This is a genomic window from Butyricicoccus sp. AF18-9LB (assembly GCF_027684505.1).
GTDB classification, from domain to species: domain Bacteria; phylum Bacillota; class Clostridia; order Oscillospirales; family Butyricicoccaceae; genus Agathobaculum; species Agathobaculum butyriciproducens.
The window spans coordinates 2,783-16,506 of the sequence record NZ_JAQCWA010000038.1 but is presented as its reverse complement, the minus strand read 5'-3'; the positions used below and the strand labels follow the sequence as shown (position 1 = coordinate 16,506).

15 protein-coding genes and 1 tRNA gene are annotated in these 13,724 nt (G+C 55.6%); 7 read left to right on the top strand and 9 right to left on the bottom strand.

Annotated elements, in window-relative coordinates:
- Positions 1–604 precede the first annotated feature (604 nt).
- Both efp and PGY33_RS13560 read left to right on the top strand, forming a co-directional pair.
- The gene (gene efp, locus PGY33_RS13565) at positions 605–1,171 is read left to right on the top strand and encodes an elongation factor P (protein ID WP_110437112.1); all 567 of its coding nucleotides are present in this window, start codon (positions 605–607) and stop codon (positions 1,169–1,171) included.
- A 42-nt stretch (positions 1,172–1,213) separates the two neighbouring features.
- A tRNA-Val gene (locus PGY33_RS13560) sits at positions 1,214–1,289 on the top strand.
- Positions 1,290–1,426: 137 nt separating this feature from the next.
- Here PGY33_RS13560 and PGY33_RS13555 read toward each other — a convergent pair.
- The 7 genes from PGY33_RS13555 to PGY33_RS13525 all read right to left on the bottom strand — a co-directional run bounded on the left by PGY33_RS13555 (position 1,427) and on the right by PGY33_RS13525 (position 6,621).
- The gene (locus PGY33_RS13555) at positions 1,427–2,515 is read right to left on the bottom strand and encodes a M56 family metallopeptidase (protein ID WP_270479061.1); all 1,089 of its coding nucleotides are present in this window, start codon (positions 2,513–2,515) and stop codon (positions 1,427–1,429) included.
- Between the two features lie 61 nt (positions 2,516–2,576).
- Positions 2,577–2,999: a BlaI/MecI/CopY family transcriptional regulator gene (locus tag PGY33_RS13550; RefSeq protein ID WP_270479059.1), complete on the bottom strand. Its 423-nt coding sequence runs from the start codon at positions 2,997–2,999 to the stop codon at positions 2,577–2,579.
- Positions 3,000–3,192: 193 nt separating this feature from the next.
- A complete protein-coding gene (locus PGY33_RS13545) occupies positions 3,193–3,582 on the bottom strand; it encodes a DUF1284 domain-containing protein (RefSeq protein ID WP_270479056.1) in 390 nt (129 codons plus the stop codon).
- Entirely contained in the window at positions 3,579–4,148 is a 570-nt protein-coding gene (locus PGY33_RS13540) for a biotin transporter BioY (RefSeq protein ID WP_270479054.1), read from the bottom strand. Before PGY33_RS13540 ends, PGY33_RS13545 begins: the two co-directional genes overlap by 4 nt.
- Positions 4,149–4,288: 140 nt before the next feature.
- On the bottom strand, positions 4,289–5,338 hold the full coding sequence (locus PGY33_RS13535) for an FUSC family protein (protein ID WP_270479053.1): 1,050 nt from the start codon (positions 5,336–5,338) through the stop codon (positions 4,289–4,291).
- A gap of 311 nt (positions 5,339–5,649) precedes the next feature.
- The gene (locus tag PGY33_RS13530; protein ID WP_270479052.1) at positions 5,650–5,802 is read right to left on the bottom strand and encodes a hypothetical protein; all 153 of its coding nucleotides are present in this window, start codon (positions 5,800–5,802) and stop codon (positions 5,650–5,652) included.
- A 105-nt stretch (positions 5,803–5,907) separates the two neighbouring features.
- Positions 5,908–6,621 carry a tetratricopeptide repeat protein gene (locus tag PGY33_RS13525; RefSeq protein ID WP_118479406.1) on the bottom strand — a complete coding sequence of 238 codons (714 nt, stop codon included), beginning with the start codon at positions 6,619–6,621 and terminating at the stop codon, positions 5,908–5,910.
- 255 nt (positions 6,622–6,876) lie between these two features.
- Here PGY33_RS13525 and PGY33_RS13520 point away from each other — a divergent pair, with 255 nt between their 5' ends.
- The 3 genes from PGY33_RS13520 (at position 6,877) to PGY33_RS13510 (ending at position 10,336) form a co-directional block, all read left to right on the top strand.
- Positions 6,877–8,151 carry an SPFH domain-containing protein gene (locus PGY33_RS13520; RefSeq protein WP_118479408.1) on the top strand — a complete coding sequence of 425 codons (1,275 nt, stop codon included), beginning with the start codon at positions 6,877–6,879 and terminating at the stop codon, positions 8,149–8,151.
- Positions 8,152–8,238: 87 nt separating this feature from the next.
- Positions 8,239–9,345, top strand: coding sequence for a hypothetical protein (locus PGY33_RS13515; protein ID WP_118479410.1), 1,107 nt, complete (start codon positions 8,239–8,241; stop codon positions 9,343–9,345).
- A 13-nt stretch (positions 9,346–9,358) separates the two neighbouring features.
- Positions 9,359–10,336 (top strand): TPM domain-containing protein, encoded by a 978-nt coding sequence (locus PGY33_RS13510; RefSeq protein WP_270479047.1) that lies wholly within the window; start codon positions 9,359–9,361, stop codon positions 10,334–10,336.
- Positions 10,337–10,404: 68 nt separating this feature from the next.
- On the opposite strand, the gene PGY33_RS13505 is transcribed toward PGY33_RS13510, so the two are convergent.
- Positions 10,405–11,262 carry a hypothetical protein gene (locus PGY33_RS13505; RefSeq protein ID WP_270479045.1) on the bottom strand — a complete coding sequence of 286 codons (858 nt, stop codon included), beginning with the start codon at positions 11,260–11,262 and terminating at the stop codon, positions 10,405–10,407.
- Positions 11,262–11,735 carry a hypothetical protein gene (locus PGY33_RS13500; RefSeq protein WP_270479044.1) on the bottom strand — a complete coding sequence of 158 codons (474 nt, stop codon included), beginning with the start codon at positions 11,733–11,735 and terminating at the stop codon, positions 11,262–11,264. Before PGY33_RS13500 ends, PGY33_RS13505 begins: the two co-directional genes overlap by 1 nt.
- A 315-nt stretch (positions 11,736–12,050) precedes the next feature.
- Here PGY33_RS13500 and PGY33_RS13495 point away from each other — a divergent pair, with 315 nt between their 5' ends.
- Positions 12,051–13,115: an FkbM family methyltransferase gene (locus PGY33_RS13495; RefSeq protein WP_270479042.1), complete on the top strand. Its 1,065-nt coding sequence runs from the start codon at positions 12,051–12,053 to the stop codon at positions 13,113–13,115.
- Between the two features lie 80 nt (positions 13,116–13,195).
- The gene (locus PGY33_RS13490) at positions 13,196–13,636 is read left to right on the top strand and encodes an HIT family protein (RefSeq protein WP_242988075.1); all 441 of its coding nucleotides are present in this window, start codon (positions 13,196–13,198) and stop codon (positions 13,634–13,636) included.
- Positions 13,637–13,724: the final 88 nt, after the last annotated feature.

Sequence of the window (13,724 nt, the reverse complement as noted above, 5' to 3'; positions counted from 1 at the left end):
CGCCGTCCGCAGACGGCGAATCCCCCCGCTGAGGTTCAGCGGAAAACTTCCCGCCCGGAAAGGGCGAACCCGCCTGCGGCAGTTCGAGCACCCCGGTCCGCTGGTGCAGAAAAGGAGCCGCCCGTCAGGGGCGAACACGCTAACGCAGTTCGCGCACCCCGGCTTTCCGGTGCAGAAAAAGGAGCCGCCCCGTCAGGGCGAACACGCCTGCGGCAGTTCGAGTGCCCCGCTGGGTCGGTGCAGAAAAGGAGCCGCCCATTAGGGGCGAACACGCTAACGCAGTTCGCGCACCCCGGCTTTCCGGTGCAGAAAAGGAGCCGCCCCGTCAGGGCGAACCCGCCTGCGGCAGTTCGAGCACCCCGGTCCGCCGGGGCAGAAAAAGGTGCCGCCCGTTAGGGCCGAACCCGCCTGCGGCAGTTCGTATGCCCCGGTCAACCAGTGCAGGAAAGCGCCGAGTTCCACCGCGATAAAATTTTTCAAGAAAATATGCGTTACCCTCTTGCAAAATACGCGAAAATAGGGTATTATATACAAGCACTGTTTTGTATGAACAGTCGAATAATGCTTAATGATGTAAAAAATACTATTATTTGGAGGCATAGCGATTATGACCGCAGGTGAATTTCGTAACGGCGTAACTTTTGAAATGGACGGTCAGGTACAGCAGGTTATTGAGTTCCAGCATGTAAAGCCGGGCAAGGGCGCTGCTTTTGTTCGTGTCAAGATGAAGAACGTCGTAACCGGTGCGGTTACTGAGACCTCCTTCAACCCGACTGCTAAGTTCGAGGAGGCTTTCGTAGAGCGCCGCGAGATGCAGTATCTGTACAATGAAGGCGACCTGTACTACTTCATGGACAACGAGACCTACGAGCAGATTCCGATTAGCAAGGATACTCTGGGCGATGATTTCCGCTTCGTGAAGGAGAACGAGAACGTTAAGGTTCTTTCCTACAAGGGCAGCGTTTTCGCAGTTGAGCCGCCGCTGTTCGTTGAGCTCGAGATCACTGAGACCGAGCCGGGCGTTAAGGGCAACACTGCTACTAACGTACTCAAGCCCGCTACCGTTGAGACCGGTGCTGTTGTTAAGGTTCCGATCTTTATCGAGCAGGGTGAGCGCATCCAGATCGACACCCGTACCGGTGAGTATCTGGGCCGCAGCAAGACCAAGTAAAAACTTGCAGCCAGCAGGGATGGCAGCCGCCGTCCCTGATTTGGACATTTAGCTCAGCTGGAAGAGCATCCGCTTGACGTGCGGAAGGTCAGCGGTTCGAACCCGTTAATGTCCACCACCAAGCCACTCATTTTGAGTGGCTTTTTCTTTTGTCTGCACAAAAAGCAGCTGAGACCCCACATCTCAGCTGCTTCTATTTCGTCCCACATTTTGCTTTTACTCTCTGTGCTGCCGCTATCCTTCGGCAGCTGCCTTTTATTGCTCGGTCTCGCGGATATATTTGAAAACCGAGTGCTCCAGATAAAATTGCACGTCACCTTCTGTCAGCTCATACGGCTTGTGGCCGTCAACGCACAGCCAGTATCGTCCGTCCGCACTTTGCTTGAGATAGGCATTCTCGTCGTTAAAATAGACGGTCGAGCTGCTGTCAGGCTCGGCCGGCGGCTCGAATGCCGGCTGCGGCAGCACTGCATACGACAGTGCCAGCAGGACGGCAAAGCTGCCGATGAGTACGGCGCTTGCGGTTCGGTCGTTCGGCTGCTCCGCGCAGGCGAGCACGGCGGTGAACCGCTCCCGCATGGCCTTGTCCGCCTCGGCGCGAAACAGGGCCGTGGACGGCTGCGGCACCGGCTGCTGTGTGCAGCCTTGCTTCATTGCGGCGAGGATGGCGCGCAGATAGGCTGTACGTTCCTGTGCGTTCAGCGTCTGTGCAATCGCACGGTCGCATTTAAGCTCAAGCGTCTGTTCCAAATCCTTTTGCAGCAGGTATACGATCGGATTCCACCAGAAAATGATGCAGTACAGCGTTACGAGCAGCTTGACAGCCGTATCATGGTTGAGAAAATGCGTGTACTCGTGCAGCAGAATGTAGTGCAGTTCGGCATCTGTGTACGTCTTGTCCGGCAGAATGATGTACCGGCGCAGCACACCTACGCCAAAGGCAGATTCGATATTCGCGGCTGTACGTCCGCGAACTTTGATGGTGCGGCCGGTCTGCCGCCGGATCTCGCTCAGCAGGGAAGCCGTGCGGCAGTCCCATGGCCCGGCTTGTCGCGCAGCGCGGATGGCTTTGCGATACTGCAGCGCGTAACGAATCAGCAGAAAAACTGTGCCGAACAGCCAGATTGCGCACAAAAGCAGTCCGACCGGCAGGTGTGTGACCGGCTCGGGCTTGCGCGTCAGAAAGCTGTAGATACGCGGATACACGACGCTGTCGCTCACAATCACTGCGTGCGGAAACTCGAGCGGCAGCAGCAGGCGCGCGGCGCAGAACAGGTACAGCAGCACCATGGTCAGCATGCCGAAATGCGGCCGGAAGCGTGTGCGCCGCACAAGATAAATCACAATAATCAACAAACTGCTCCATAAAAGTGCAGATATAAAGGAAAATAGGGTTATTTGCATATTATTTATCTTCTTTGTTCTGCAGCGCAGCTTCGTACTGATCGACCATTTTTTCCAGCTCGGCAATCAGCTTTTCTTCCTGCTCGGATTCCTTTGATTTGGCAGGTTTTTTGAACAGCGCCACGGCGATTCGGGCAAACAGTGCCTGGTTCACGCCTTGCTCCTCGAGCATGTTCGCCAGAAATTCGTCCTTGGTGTAGCAGGGGACAAACTGCCGCGACTGATAGCGTCCGTTCTGCAGCAGACCGCTGACCTGCACCATGCCTTTTTTGACAAGCTGACCGAGCAGTTTGTCGATATAATTGGTGTTCCAGCTGGCTTCCGTAATTTTTTCGGCAAGCTGCAGCGTTGTGAGCGGACGGTTTTCCCGCCATAAGGTGTCCATCAGAATTTCCTCGGAGTTGGACAGCTTGAAGCGCTTCATTGGCCTCACCTCTGTTTTGATAATCACCTATAAGGTGTTTGTTATAAGATAAGAATAACCACCTTGAAGGTGGTTGTCAATATCTTGATGGAAATTTGTAGGAATATCTGAAACTGGACATGATAAATTGTGAGAAGTGACAACATATTTTCGGACGACAGGGGGAGAGGCACACCTTTCGGTGTGCCTCATCTCATTTTCCGCAGATATTCTTTTTGCAGGCGCTGACGGGGTACCACGCACATCCGCGACAAATATCCTCCAGCATGGCCGGGGTCATTTGTGTGTCGATTGCACGGATCAGGTCCTGATAAACATACTCGCCCTCGTGCAGATCAAAGTATTCGACCGTCTTTCGGTCAAAACGGGAGACCTTTTCCTGTGCTTCGCACAGGTCGTCGGCGGTGTGGTGCGGGCAGTGCGCGCACAGAGAATCCGAGCCAAAGACAAGCCGGATTCGGGTTCCCGGTACATTTCGCAGAGAATGCACAATCGCACTCATATTTTGCACAAATTCTGTGCTATAGCCCCTGCCGGAGTAGCCTTGTGTGCAAAGCAGATGATGCGGGCGCAGCCGGATCATGCCTTGATCCCCGGGATGCGCTTGCGAACGAGAAAGCCGATCACGGTTGCAAGAACAGCCTTGATGACAGCGGTCGGGATGAACGGCAGCACGCATGCGGTCACGCCTGCGGCGATCGAGCTGTTCATGAGTACGCAGAACATCGCCGTGCCGACAACATAGTTGGCAATCGTGCCGATGATCAGTGCGAGTACATATGCGCCGCGGAATGCATGACGGTGATCGGCGCCCCAGCCGATGATAAACGCCATCAGCGGGAAGGAGATCAGAAAACCGCCGGTAGGACCGATAAACTTGTCAAAACCGCCGGAAAAGTTCGCGAGCACCGGTATGCCGACGGCACCGAGCAGCAGATAAATTACGCTTGAAACCGTGCTCAGTTTGGCGCCGAGAACGACAGCCGCCAGTGTAATCGCAAACGTCTGCATGGTCATGGGTACGCCGCCGGGCATCGGAATGGAAATCTGCGCCATGATCGCGATGACCGCCGCGAACAGTCCGGAATAGCAGATGTCGCGCACGGAAAACGCGCTGCGCTGTGCGGGCTTGCTGGAAATGTCACTCATTGGGAGTTCCTCCTCGTTGTTTTGCTTATTGCATTAAACCACAGATTTACTGCAATGTCAACTGATTTTATAAAAATGGTTTACGGTGTGCGCGAAAAAGAAACAGCTGTTCCGTGCATTTGCACAGAACAGCTGTTTGCTCAGCTCGCAGAGCGCTCCCAGCGGGCAAAAATGCGTTGGAGAATCAGGCAGAACAGCAGCGCAAAGACCACGCCGAACACATTCTGCGCGACACGCAGACCGACCGCGCTTTTGAGTCCGTATGCGCTGGTTGCAATAGCGAGCGCACCGAACGTGTTGAACACAGCCTGCCAGCCGTATTTCGCGGAAAAACCGACACCGATGCCGCCAATCACGCCGATGTAGGCGTAAATCGAGGACGGAAGCAGAAAATACAACACTAAAAAGCAGCAAACACCTGCGATATTTCCGATGATACGCCAGCGAACGCGGTAGCGCATATCGTCCATCGCGGGAAGGATTGCGCTCATGGCGGCAATGCCCGCCCACATCGCACGCGGCATGCCGCTCAGCTCTGCAAGGAAAAGCACGAGCGGAACGCAGATGATCTGGCAAAGCTGCCATTTGGAGCGCGGATGGCGCAGATCGAAAGCAGGAAGGATGTCTCCTGCACAGAGCTCATAGGCATTGCCGCGATGGTTGCCATAGAATACCGCGCAGACCAGAAGCGCACCGGCAGCAAGTCCAAACAGGCGCATTTGATAGGCGTGCCCGCCCACATCGTAACCATACAGCAGCAGATAGCCGAGCACGAGTGTGGACTGATTGAACATTCTCGGCTCGTGGCAGCCGAACAGAATGAGCAGGGCAATCGCAGCAGCATTGATGAACAATCCGCCGACCGGGCCGGCCAGATTGGCTGCATGCGGTCCGACAGCCATAATGCCGAAAAAGCCGGCGAGCAGCAGCGTGGACTGCCCTGTGCGAATGCACAGATGTGCGCTGCGGAATACGAGCAGATACAGCAGTACGACCACGCCGACAATGCTGTTGTCCGCGCCGAAGCCCAGACTGTAAAGTGAAACGAAAACAAAGCAGAATGCGACGGTTATCGCAATTTTGGTCAAGTATACGGCAATATGGTACAGCTTTTCGCGCTGTGACGCACTCTCACGGATGATTTTCTTTGAGCCTGCCTGATTGACCTGTAATTCCTGATAAAATGTCATGAAATTCCTTTCCAATCGGTGAAAATGAGTAACTGTATAACTATATCACCATCGAGAAGGAATTTCAACTGTTTTTTTCAAAATCGAACAACAGGCCGGATATACTTCCAGAAACGTACACAATCGTGCACAAAATAGAACACACGACCGGGTGCGGTATCCAGACAGCAGCCGGCGGCCGCTCGGCTCGTTCACGAACGCCATCTGCTGCTCGGCTTCGGGGGCAAGCTGCCGCAGAAGCGCGCTGACCGTTTCTAAATCCGCTCCGGGAATGCGAGCCTGCTTTTACATAAAATCCCAGTAACCGATGCTCACGTAGTTGCGAATGTATGCGAAACCTGCGACTGCGAATAGTCAAGCAGCCGGGCTGAATACGCGAGTGTCAGCGTTTCGCCCTCATGCGCACGGATACAGCGGTCAATCTCGGCGATCAGCCACAGAACATTGTCATGCCAGTTTTGCATGAAAATCCCTCCTTGTCCCTGCATTATACAGGAAAATGAGCTGTGCCGCTTGATCTGACCTGCAAAAAAAAAGAAAAACCGACGTAAAAACGCCGGTTTTCGATCTTATCCGTTCTTCTTGATGGCATTGATGAGCTGCTCGGCCTGCGGAGCGCCGTGCTTCTTGGCCTGCTCGGCCCAGTAGAGCGCCTCGCGCGCATTATGCGGCGTGCCTTCGCCGCGTGCGTACAGGATGGCGGTGTTCATCATGCACGCTGCGTTGCCGCCCTGAGCGGCCTTGAGAAAATACTGGAAGGCGAAGGCCGCATCCTGCGGAACGCCGGTACCGGTGCTGTACAGCCATGCCAGACGACCCATCGCCAGTACGTTGCCGCGGTTTGCGGCAATCTGGTACCAACGGACAGCCTCGTCCATGTCCTTTTCCAAGCCGCGGTCGCCCGTCTCGATCAGGCTGGCGATCAGTGCCGCAGCCTCCGGATGACCGTATTCAGCGGCCTTGCGGTACCAGGTGAGCGCGGTCTGCTGGTTCTTTTCCGCGCCGAAGCCCTTGTCATGGTAGCACGCCAGATTGAACATAGCAACCGGATCGTTTTGCTCAGCCGCCTTTTTTGTCCATTCAAAGGCATTCTCAGCATTCTTTTCCACGCCCTGTCCGCGCTCATACAGCGAGCCGAGCGCACGCTGCGCCGGTGCGCAGCCGTCCTCCGCAAGAGCCAGCCACTGACCGGCCGCTTCAGCAAAATTGCCTGCCTTATATGCGTCCAGAGCCTGATTGAACGCCTGTTCAACGCTCTGCTGATTTTCCTTGTTCGCTTCCATTGTTTACTCCTCCAGACAGTACCGCCTCCGAAATATGCGGTATGCAGATATCTTATTTTATCACACCGCACGTCGAAAGTCTACGAAAAAGCGAAAGAAATAGCATGGCACAACCGTATCTTGACAAAAATGTGAAATGTGTGTGAATGGACTTGCGCTTTGCGCTGAAAAAACGTAAACTGGAAATAGGATTTCTTAAACCAAGGTATAGATTGTAAAACAACGGCACTCTATCAGATAAAAGGAGAATGTCAAATGGGACTTATCAAAGCAGCAGCAGGCGCGGGCGGCGGTGTGCTGGCTGACCAGTGGAAGGAATATTTTTACTGTGATGCGATAAACGCGGACGTGCTCGCGGTCAAGGGTCACAAAAAGGTCACCAAGCGGTCGAGCAACACCAAGGGTGATGAGGATATCATCACAAGCGGCTCGGTCATCGCGGTGGCGGACGGACAGGCGATGATGATCGTCGATCAGGGCAAGGTCGTGGAAGCCGCGTTCGAGCCGGGCGAGTTCGTCTACGATTCGTCCACCGAGCCGACTATTTTCGCCGGTTCGTTCGGTGACAGCGTGTGCAAAATGTTCGCTAACATGGCCAAGCGCTTCACGTTCGGCGGAGAAGCGCCGCGCACGCAGCGTGTCTACTATTTCAACACCAAGGAACTGACCGGCAACAAGTACGGAACCGCGTCTCCGGTGCCGTTCCGCGTGCTTGACGAGCGGGCGGGCATCGACATGGATATTGGTCTGCGGTGCTTCGGCGAGTACAGCTACAAGATTGTCAATCCCATGCTGTTCTATACCAACGTGTGCGGCAACATGGCAGAGGAATACCGGCGGGAAAATCTGGACAGCCAGCTCAAAAGCGAGCTGCTGACCGCGCTGCAGCCCGCCTTTGCACGCATTGGTGCAAATGGTGTGCGCTACTCGGCGCTGCCCGCGCATACGATGGAAATTGCAGACGCACTCAACGAACAGCTTTCGTCCAAGTGGCGTGAGCTACGCGGCATCGAGATCGTATCATTCGGCGTCAACTCGGTCAAGGCGGACGAGGAGGACGAAAAGACCATCAAGGAAATGCAGCGCGAGGCCGCCTACCGCGACCCGACCCGTGCGGCAGGCTCGCTCGTGCACGCGCAGACCGAGGCGATGAAGTCTGCGGCAGCGAACGCGAACGCCGGTCCGGCGATGGCATTCATGGGCATGAATATGGCCGGTCAGGCAGGCGGCGCCAGCGTGCAGAATCTGTACGCAATGGGTCAGCAGCAGACCCGGCAGGCGCAGACGGCAGGTGAGTGGACGTGCTCGTGCGGACAGACTGGAAACACCGGAAAATTCTGCATGGGCTGCGGCAGACCCAGACCTGAGCAGAGCAGCTGGAAATGCGTTTGCGGTACGGTCAATACCGGAAAATTCTGCTCCGAGTGCGGAAAGCCCCGACCGGAGAATACGACCTGGACGTGCTCGTGCGGCGCAGTGAATCAGGGAAAGTTTTGCTCGGAGTGCGGCAAGGCAAAACCAAATATGTAAAAATGATAGACGATTCAATGCATATCGTAGGGTGAGGGCAACCCGCCCTACGGATTCACTTCAAAAATAAAAAGTGATGGTGAAGAAATGTCAGACAAAGCAACAAACTACCAATGCCCGTCCTGTACGGGACCGCTGCACTACGACGGCGCCGCGGGACGGCTGCAATGCGACTACTGCGGCTCGTCATTTGACCCGGCAGAGATCGAAAAGCTGTACGCCGAAAAGGAACAGCAGGCCGCGTCTCAGCCGGAGACGGGGAGCGACACCGGCGAATGGCAGTCCTCCGCAGATGAGGACTGGGGCACGGACGCGGACAAGATGCGCGTATACAGCTGTCCGTCCTGCGGTGCGCAGCTGATCTGCGAGGAGACCACGGCGGCGACCTCGTGCCCGTACTGCGGCAACCCGACCGTCATTCCCGGGCAGTTCAGCGGCATTCTCAAGCCGGACTACATACTGCCGTTCAAGCTGAGCAAGGAGGATGCGGTTTCCGCGCTCAAGCAGCATTACAAGGGAAAGCTGCTGCTGCCCAAGCTGTTCCGCGATAATAACCATATCGAGGAGCTGCGCGGCATTTATGTGCCGTTCTGGCTGTTCGACGGTGAAGCCGAAGGCAGCGCGAATTACATGGCAACGACCACGCGCGTGTTCCGTCACGGAGACACGGAAATCACCGAGACCAGCTTTTACGAGGTGCAGCGCGCGGGTACGCTGCCGTTCAGCCGTGTTCCGGTGGATGCATCGCGCAAGATGCCGGATGATTATATGGATTCCATCGAGCCGTTTGATTATGCCGGCCTGAAGCCGTTCTCGACCGCCTATCTGCCCGGATTTTTCGCGGATAAGTTCGATGTTTCCATCGAGGAGAGCAGCAGCCGTGCGGACAAGCGCTGTCGGCAGTCGCTGTCGGATGCGCTGCAGGGAACCGCGCGAAACGGCCGTCCGTATACCTCGGTCACGCCGACCGGCGAGGATATTCACCTCAAACGCACCGGTGTGCATTACGCGCTGCTGCCGGTCTGGATGCTGAATACCCGCTGGAACGGCAAGAATTACATGTTTGCGATGAACGGTCAGACCGGACGCATGGTCGGTGACCTGCCGGTGGACAGAAAACGGTTCTGGGGTCTGTTTGCCGCCGTTGCCGCGCCTATGACTGCGGTGCTGACGGCGCTGCTGTATTTTCTGTAAGGAGGCGGCGTAGATGAAAAACAAGAGAAAACTGCGTCTGGCTGCGCTGTTAGCCGTGCTTTTGCTGCTGTTTCCGGCCTTTGCGGTTGAGGACGATATAACGGATGAGAGCGACACCTCGACCACCCAGACGGAGGAAACTGACCAGACCGCACAGCTCGGCGGTACGGATTCGATTGACCCGTCGGCAGACAAGCCGCGAGTGTTCGACTATGAAGAGGTGCTGACGCAGGTCCAGATTGATACGCTCGAGGAAAAGACCAAGGCGATCGCGGAGAAGTATGGCATCGGCGTCGGCATCATCACGATTGACGACTACACGCCGTACGGCGATGGCGTTTATGATGCGGCAGAGCAGCTCTACAACGAGCTTGATCTGGGTGCGAGCGAGGACGGCGACGGCGTGGCGCTGCTTATCAGTCTGGATGACCGCGATTTTGCGACCTATGCGCACGGTGCGAAAGCCGAAGAGATTTTCAGCGATGCGGTCCAGCAGGATTTGGAGTCGTATTTCCTGGATAATTTCGGAAACGATGACTGGTACGGCGGCTTTTCGGACTTCGTTTCCGGCTGTGAGTGGTATCTGCAGCATGTAGCCGAAGGCGGCGAAGCCGGTGTGCCGGTGCATAATGAGGTCGAGATTTCGGACAGTACGCAGGAAGACACAGCGGACGATTCGTTTTCGCTCGGCGGTGCATTCGGCCTGTCGCTGCTCATTTCGTGCGTGGCAGCGCTGATCGTGTGCATGGTGTTCCGTTCGCAGATGAAATCCGTGCGTACGCAGACTACGGCAAATCAGTATGTGGGAAACGGCGGTCTCAAGCTGACGCTCAGCCGCGATATTTACCGTTATACCTCGCAGAAGCGGCGGCAGATTCCACGGAATGACAATAATAACAACCCGACCGGCGGCGGTCACGGCGGAGCCGGATTTTCCGGCAGCGTCAGCCATACCAGCAGCGGCGGACATGGGAGAAGCGGTAAATTCTGAATGGAGAATGAACATAGCTGCATTTTCCGTAAACAAAAAGCAAAAGACAGCCGACAGGCTGTCTTTTTTTATGCAAAAAACGGAGATAATTCCGCAATTTTCGCAATCGTTTTGGATTCCTCCGGGAAGTCCTTCTGCAGCCTTGCGGCACACCGTCTGCAGAAATCCTCATACAACTCGGGATTCTCCCGCATTTGCTGCTTAAAGCCCCAGATATGGGTAAAACAGCCGTTCTGCGCACCGTCGAACAGCGTAGGCAGGTCACTGAGGGCAGCTGTGTGCGCGTGTTTTTTCTCGGCGCACATGGCAAGCAGCCGCTGTTCGGCGAACACCATGTAAGTGAGTGTGTCATCGGCATCCGGTGAGCAGCGCATGAAGCGGATGGCGGTGTCCGTGTAGTACCGTCGGAACTCGTCATTGCCGAAATAGGCGAGCGCGGTATTGAACGGCTGTACCGTCCAGTCAAATGAATCAAGCGGGAAGCCTTCGGTTTTGGCGAATGCCGTTTGATCCGGATAGATGGACGGCATAATGTCCTCGCGGTGGATGGCTGCGGTGTCCGGTCCGTCGAGCAGATTGCTGATGGATTTCCAGCAGATGAAATCTGTATCAAGCATCACACACGGCGATGGCACAGCGGAGAGCGCGTACAGCTTGCCGGCCGCCCAGAAGGCTGTGGCGTTTATGTCCTCGGGCATGGTGTCCAACAGGGGATACACGCCGTCATCCCACAAAAAACAAAGCCCGAGCGATTCATAATAACGCTTGGCAGGTGTGTCACAGATCATGCGGATCGAACCGTTCTCTTTGCGCCACTCGAGCGCGGAAAGCGCGGTCGTGAGCAGTTCAAACGGCTCGATTCGGTATTCCATATGGGGATTGCGGACGAAAAACGGCCTTGTCCAGTTGGAGTGGAACGCCTGCATCAGATCAGCTCCAATCCGTAGCCGCCGACCGGGCACGAGCCGGAACCGAACCGGAACGAACCCGATCCGGAACCGGAATAACTGGTGCGGTAAGAGGTGGTGTACGAGGTCACATACGAGCCGGAGCCGGAGCCGCACGGCACGCAAACGGTCTGTATAACGGTAGTTTCACCGGATGCGGAGACAACGGTTTCCTCACCAGCTGTCGAGGGGACAGCGCCGCCCATGATGGGCACCGGCGGGCGTTCGTCATCGGCCGGATACCAGCCCTCCGGGTAGGGGTCCACCGCGAAAACAGGTGCTGGTGCGGCAGACTGCGGCTGCTCGTCAGTCTCGGGCGCTGCTTCGGGAGCGGGCGCTTGCTCTGCCTTCGGCTGGCAGTGCCGCGCATAGCTCGCTTCGTCGAACACAACGCCGTCGATCTCGCGGTATTTTTTCGGATTCATTGCCAGAATACCGTTCGGTTTGGACATAACACCACACACCTCTCATTCACTAATCATAATTATATATGAAGGGAGCGCAATCCGCAACCGCAAACAAGCAAAATTTTGGCTTTACAATCCGCAGGCGGTTTTCGTATAATAGTAGGGAGAAAACAGATACAGTGTTCCGGTCGGTTTATTATGCCGTACCATGTAAAATATTGTAGGGGTGCGCATTGCGCATCCGTTTTATCCGGTTAGCACAATATCAATTCTGCGGATTGGATTAAACAACTACCGTGAGGCACCCGCCCTACGGTAAAAGTTAGATAAATGTCATTTGTATATAGAATGGGAGAAATTATGGATTTTTTATCGTTAGAGCAGTCGGTCTGGCGCCGATTGCAGCAGGAAACGCGCCCGATCGCGCTGTACGGCATGGGCGACGGCGCGGACAAAATACTTGCACAGTTCGAGCGGCTGGGCATTCGTGCGTCTGCGGTGTTCGCGAGTGATGAATTTGCCCGCGGCAACCTGTTCCACGGGTTCTGCGTGCGCAAGCTGTCGGACACGGTGGCGGAACTTGGCGAGGATATTGTAATCGTGATTGCGTTCGCCAGCCAAAGAGCCGAGGTGCTGCAGCTGATGTATGCGCTCGAGGACAAATACGATGTGGTGGCGCCGGACGTGCCGGTGGTCGAGGGACCGCTGTTCGATGAGGATTTCGTGCGCACGCACCGGGACGAAATGCAGCGCGCGTATGATCTTCTGGCGGATGATTTATCGCGCGAGGTTTTCCTCGATACCGTGCGCTTTAAGCTGTCCGGCAAAATGGAATACCTGCGTCACAGCGAATCCGACAAGGATGAGGTGTTTCATAATCTCCTGCGCCCGACCGCAGAGGAGCACTTCTCCGACCTCGGCGCATACAACGGCGACACCATCCGCGAGCTGCTGCACTACACGGACGGCAAATTTGCGTCCGTTACCGCCCTCGAACCCGATCGCCGCAGCTTCCGCAAGCTGAATGAGTGGGCGAGTGCCAATATCACGGGCGATGTTACGCTCGTGCAGGCAGGCGCGTGGAACGAGGACACGGTCAAATGCTTCACCGATCAGGCAGGCCGTCAGTCCCGCGTAGCGGGGCAGGGCAAAGAGACGCAGATGCGTGCGCTCGACAGCGTGCTGTCCGGCCGCCCGTGCACCTATCTCAAAATGGACGTGGAGGGCGCAGAGCGCGAAGCCATCGCCGGTGCCGAGAAAACCATTCGGCAGTACGCGCCCAAGCTGAACATTGCTGCCTATCACCGCAGTGAGGATTTTTTCCAGCTGCCGCTGCTCATCCATGCGCTGCAGCCGAGTTACCGGCTGTATCTGCGTCACCATCCTTATGTTCCGGCGTGGGATACGAATTTGTACGCAATATAAAAAACAGTGGAAATCCCGGTCGGGCCGTTGTATAATAAAGATAGATTACGGCAGGGTGTGACCTGCCGGAGAATTTATACATGAAGGAGATCATAACAATGGGTTGTTTTTACTGTGATGAGCACCATGAGGGCCGCGAAGCAATCATGTTTAAGGTTGGCGACATGAAGGCAGGTACCCTGTACCTGTTCAAGGATCAGGCACACAAGGGCCGCTGCGCACTGGCGCTTAAGAGCCATAAGAAGGAGCTGTGCGAGTGCGACGAGCAGGAGCGCAACGATTACTGTGCAGATCTGGCTGCTGCTTCCGGCGCTATTAAGAAGCTGTGGGGCTGCACCAAGATCAACCTCGGTTCGTTCGGCGACAGCAATCCGCACCTGCATTTCCACATCGTACCGAAGTACGAGGGCGGCTTTGAGTTCGGCGGCAGCTTTGCCATCACCAATCCGGAGCCGGTTATCCTGAAGGACGAGGAGTACAAGGAAATGATCGAGGCTCTGAAGAAAGAGCTGAACCTCTGATTTTTGTTCCTGATACGAGAACAGCATCGAACTTTACGGTTCGGTGCTGTTTTTTATACCTAGAGTTTAAGATTTGTTGTTTCAGGTA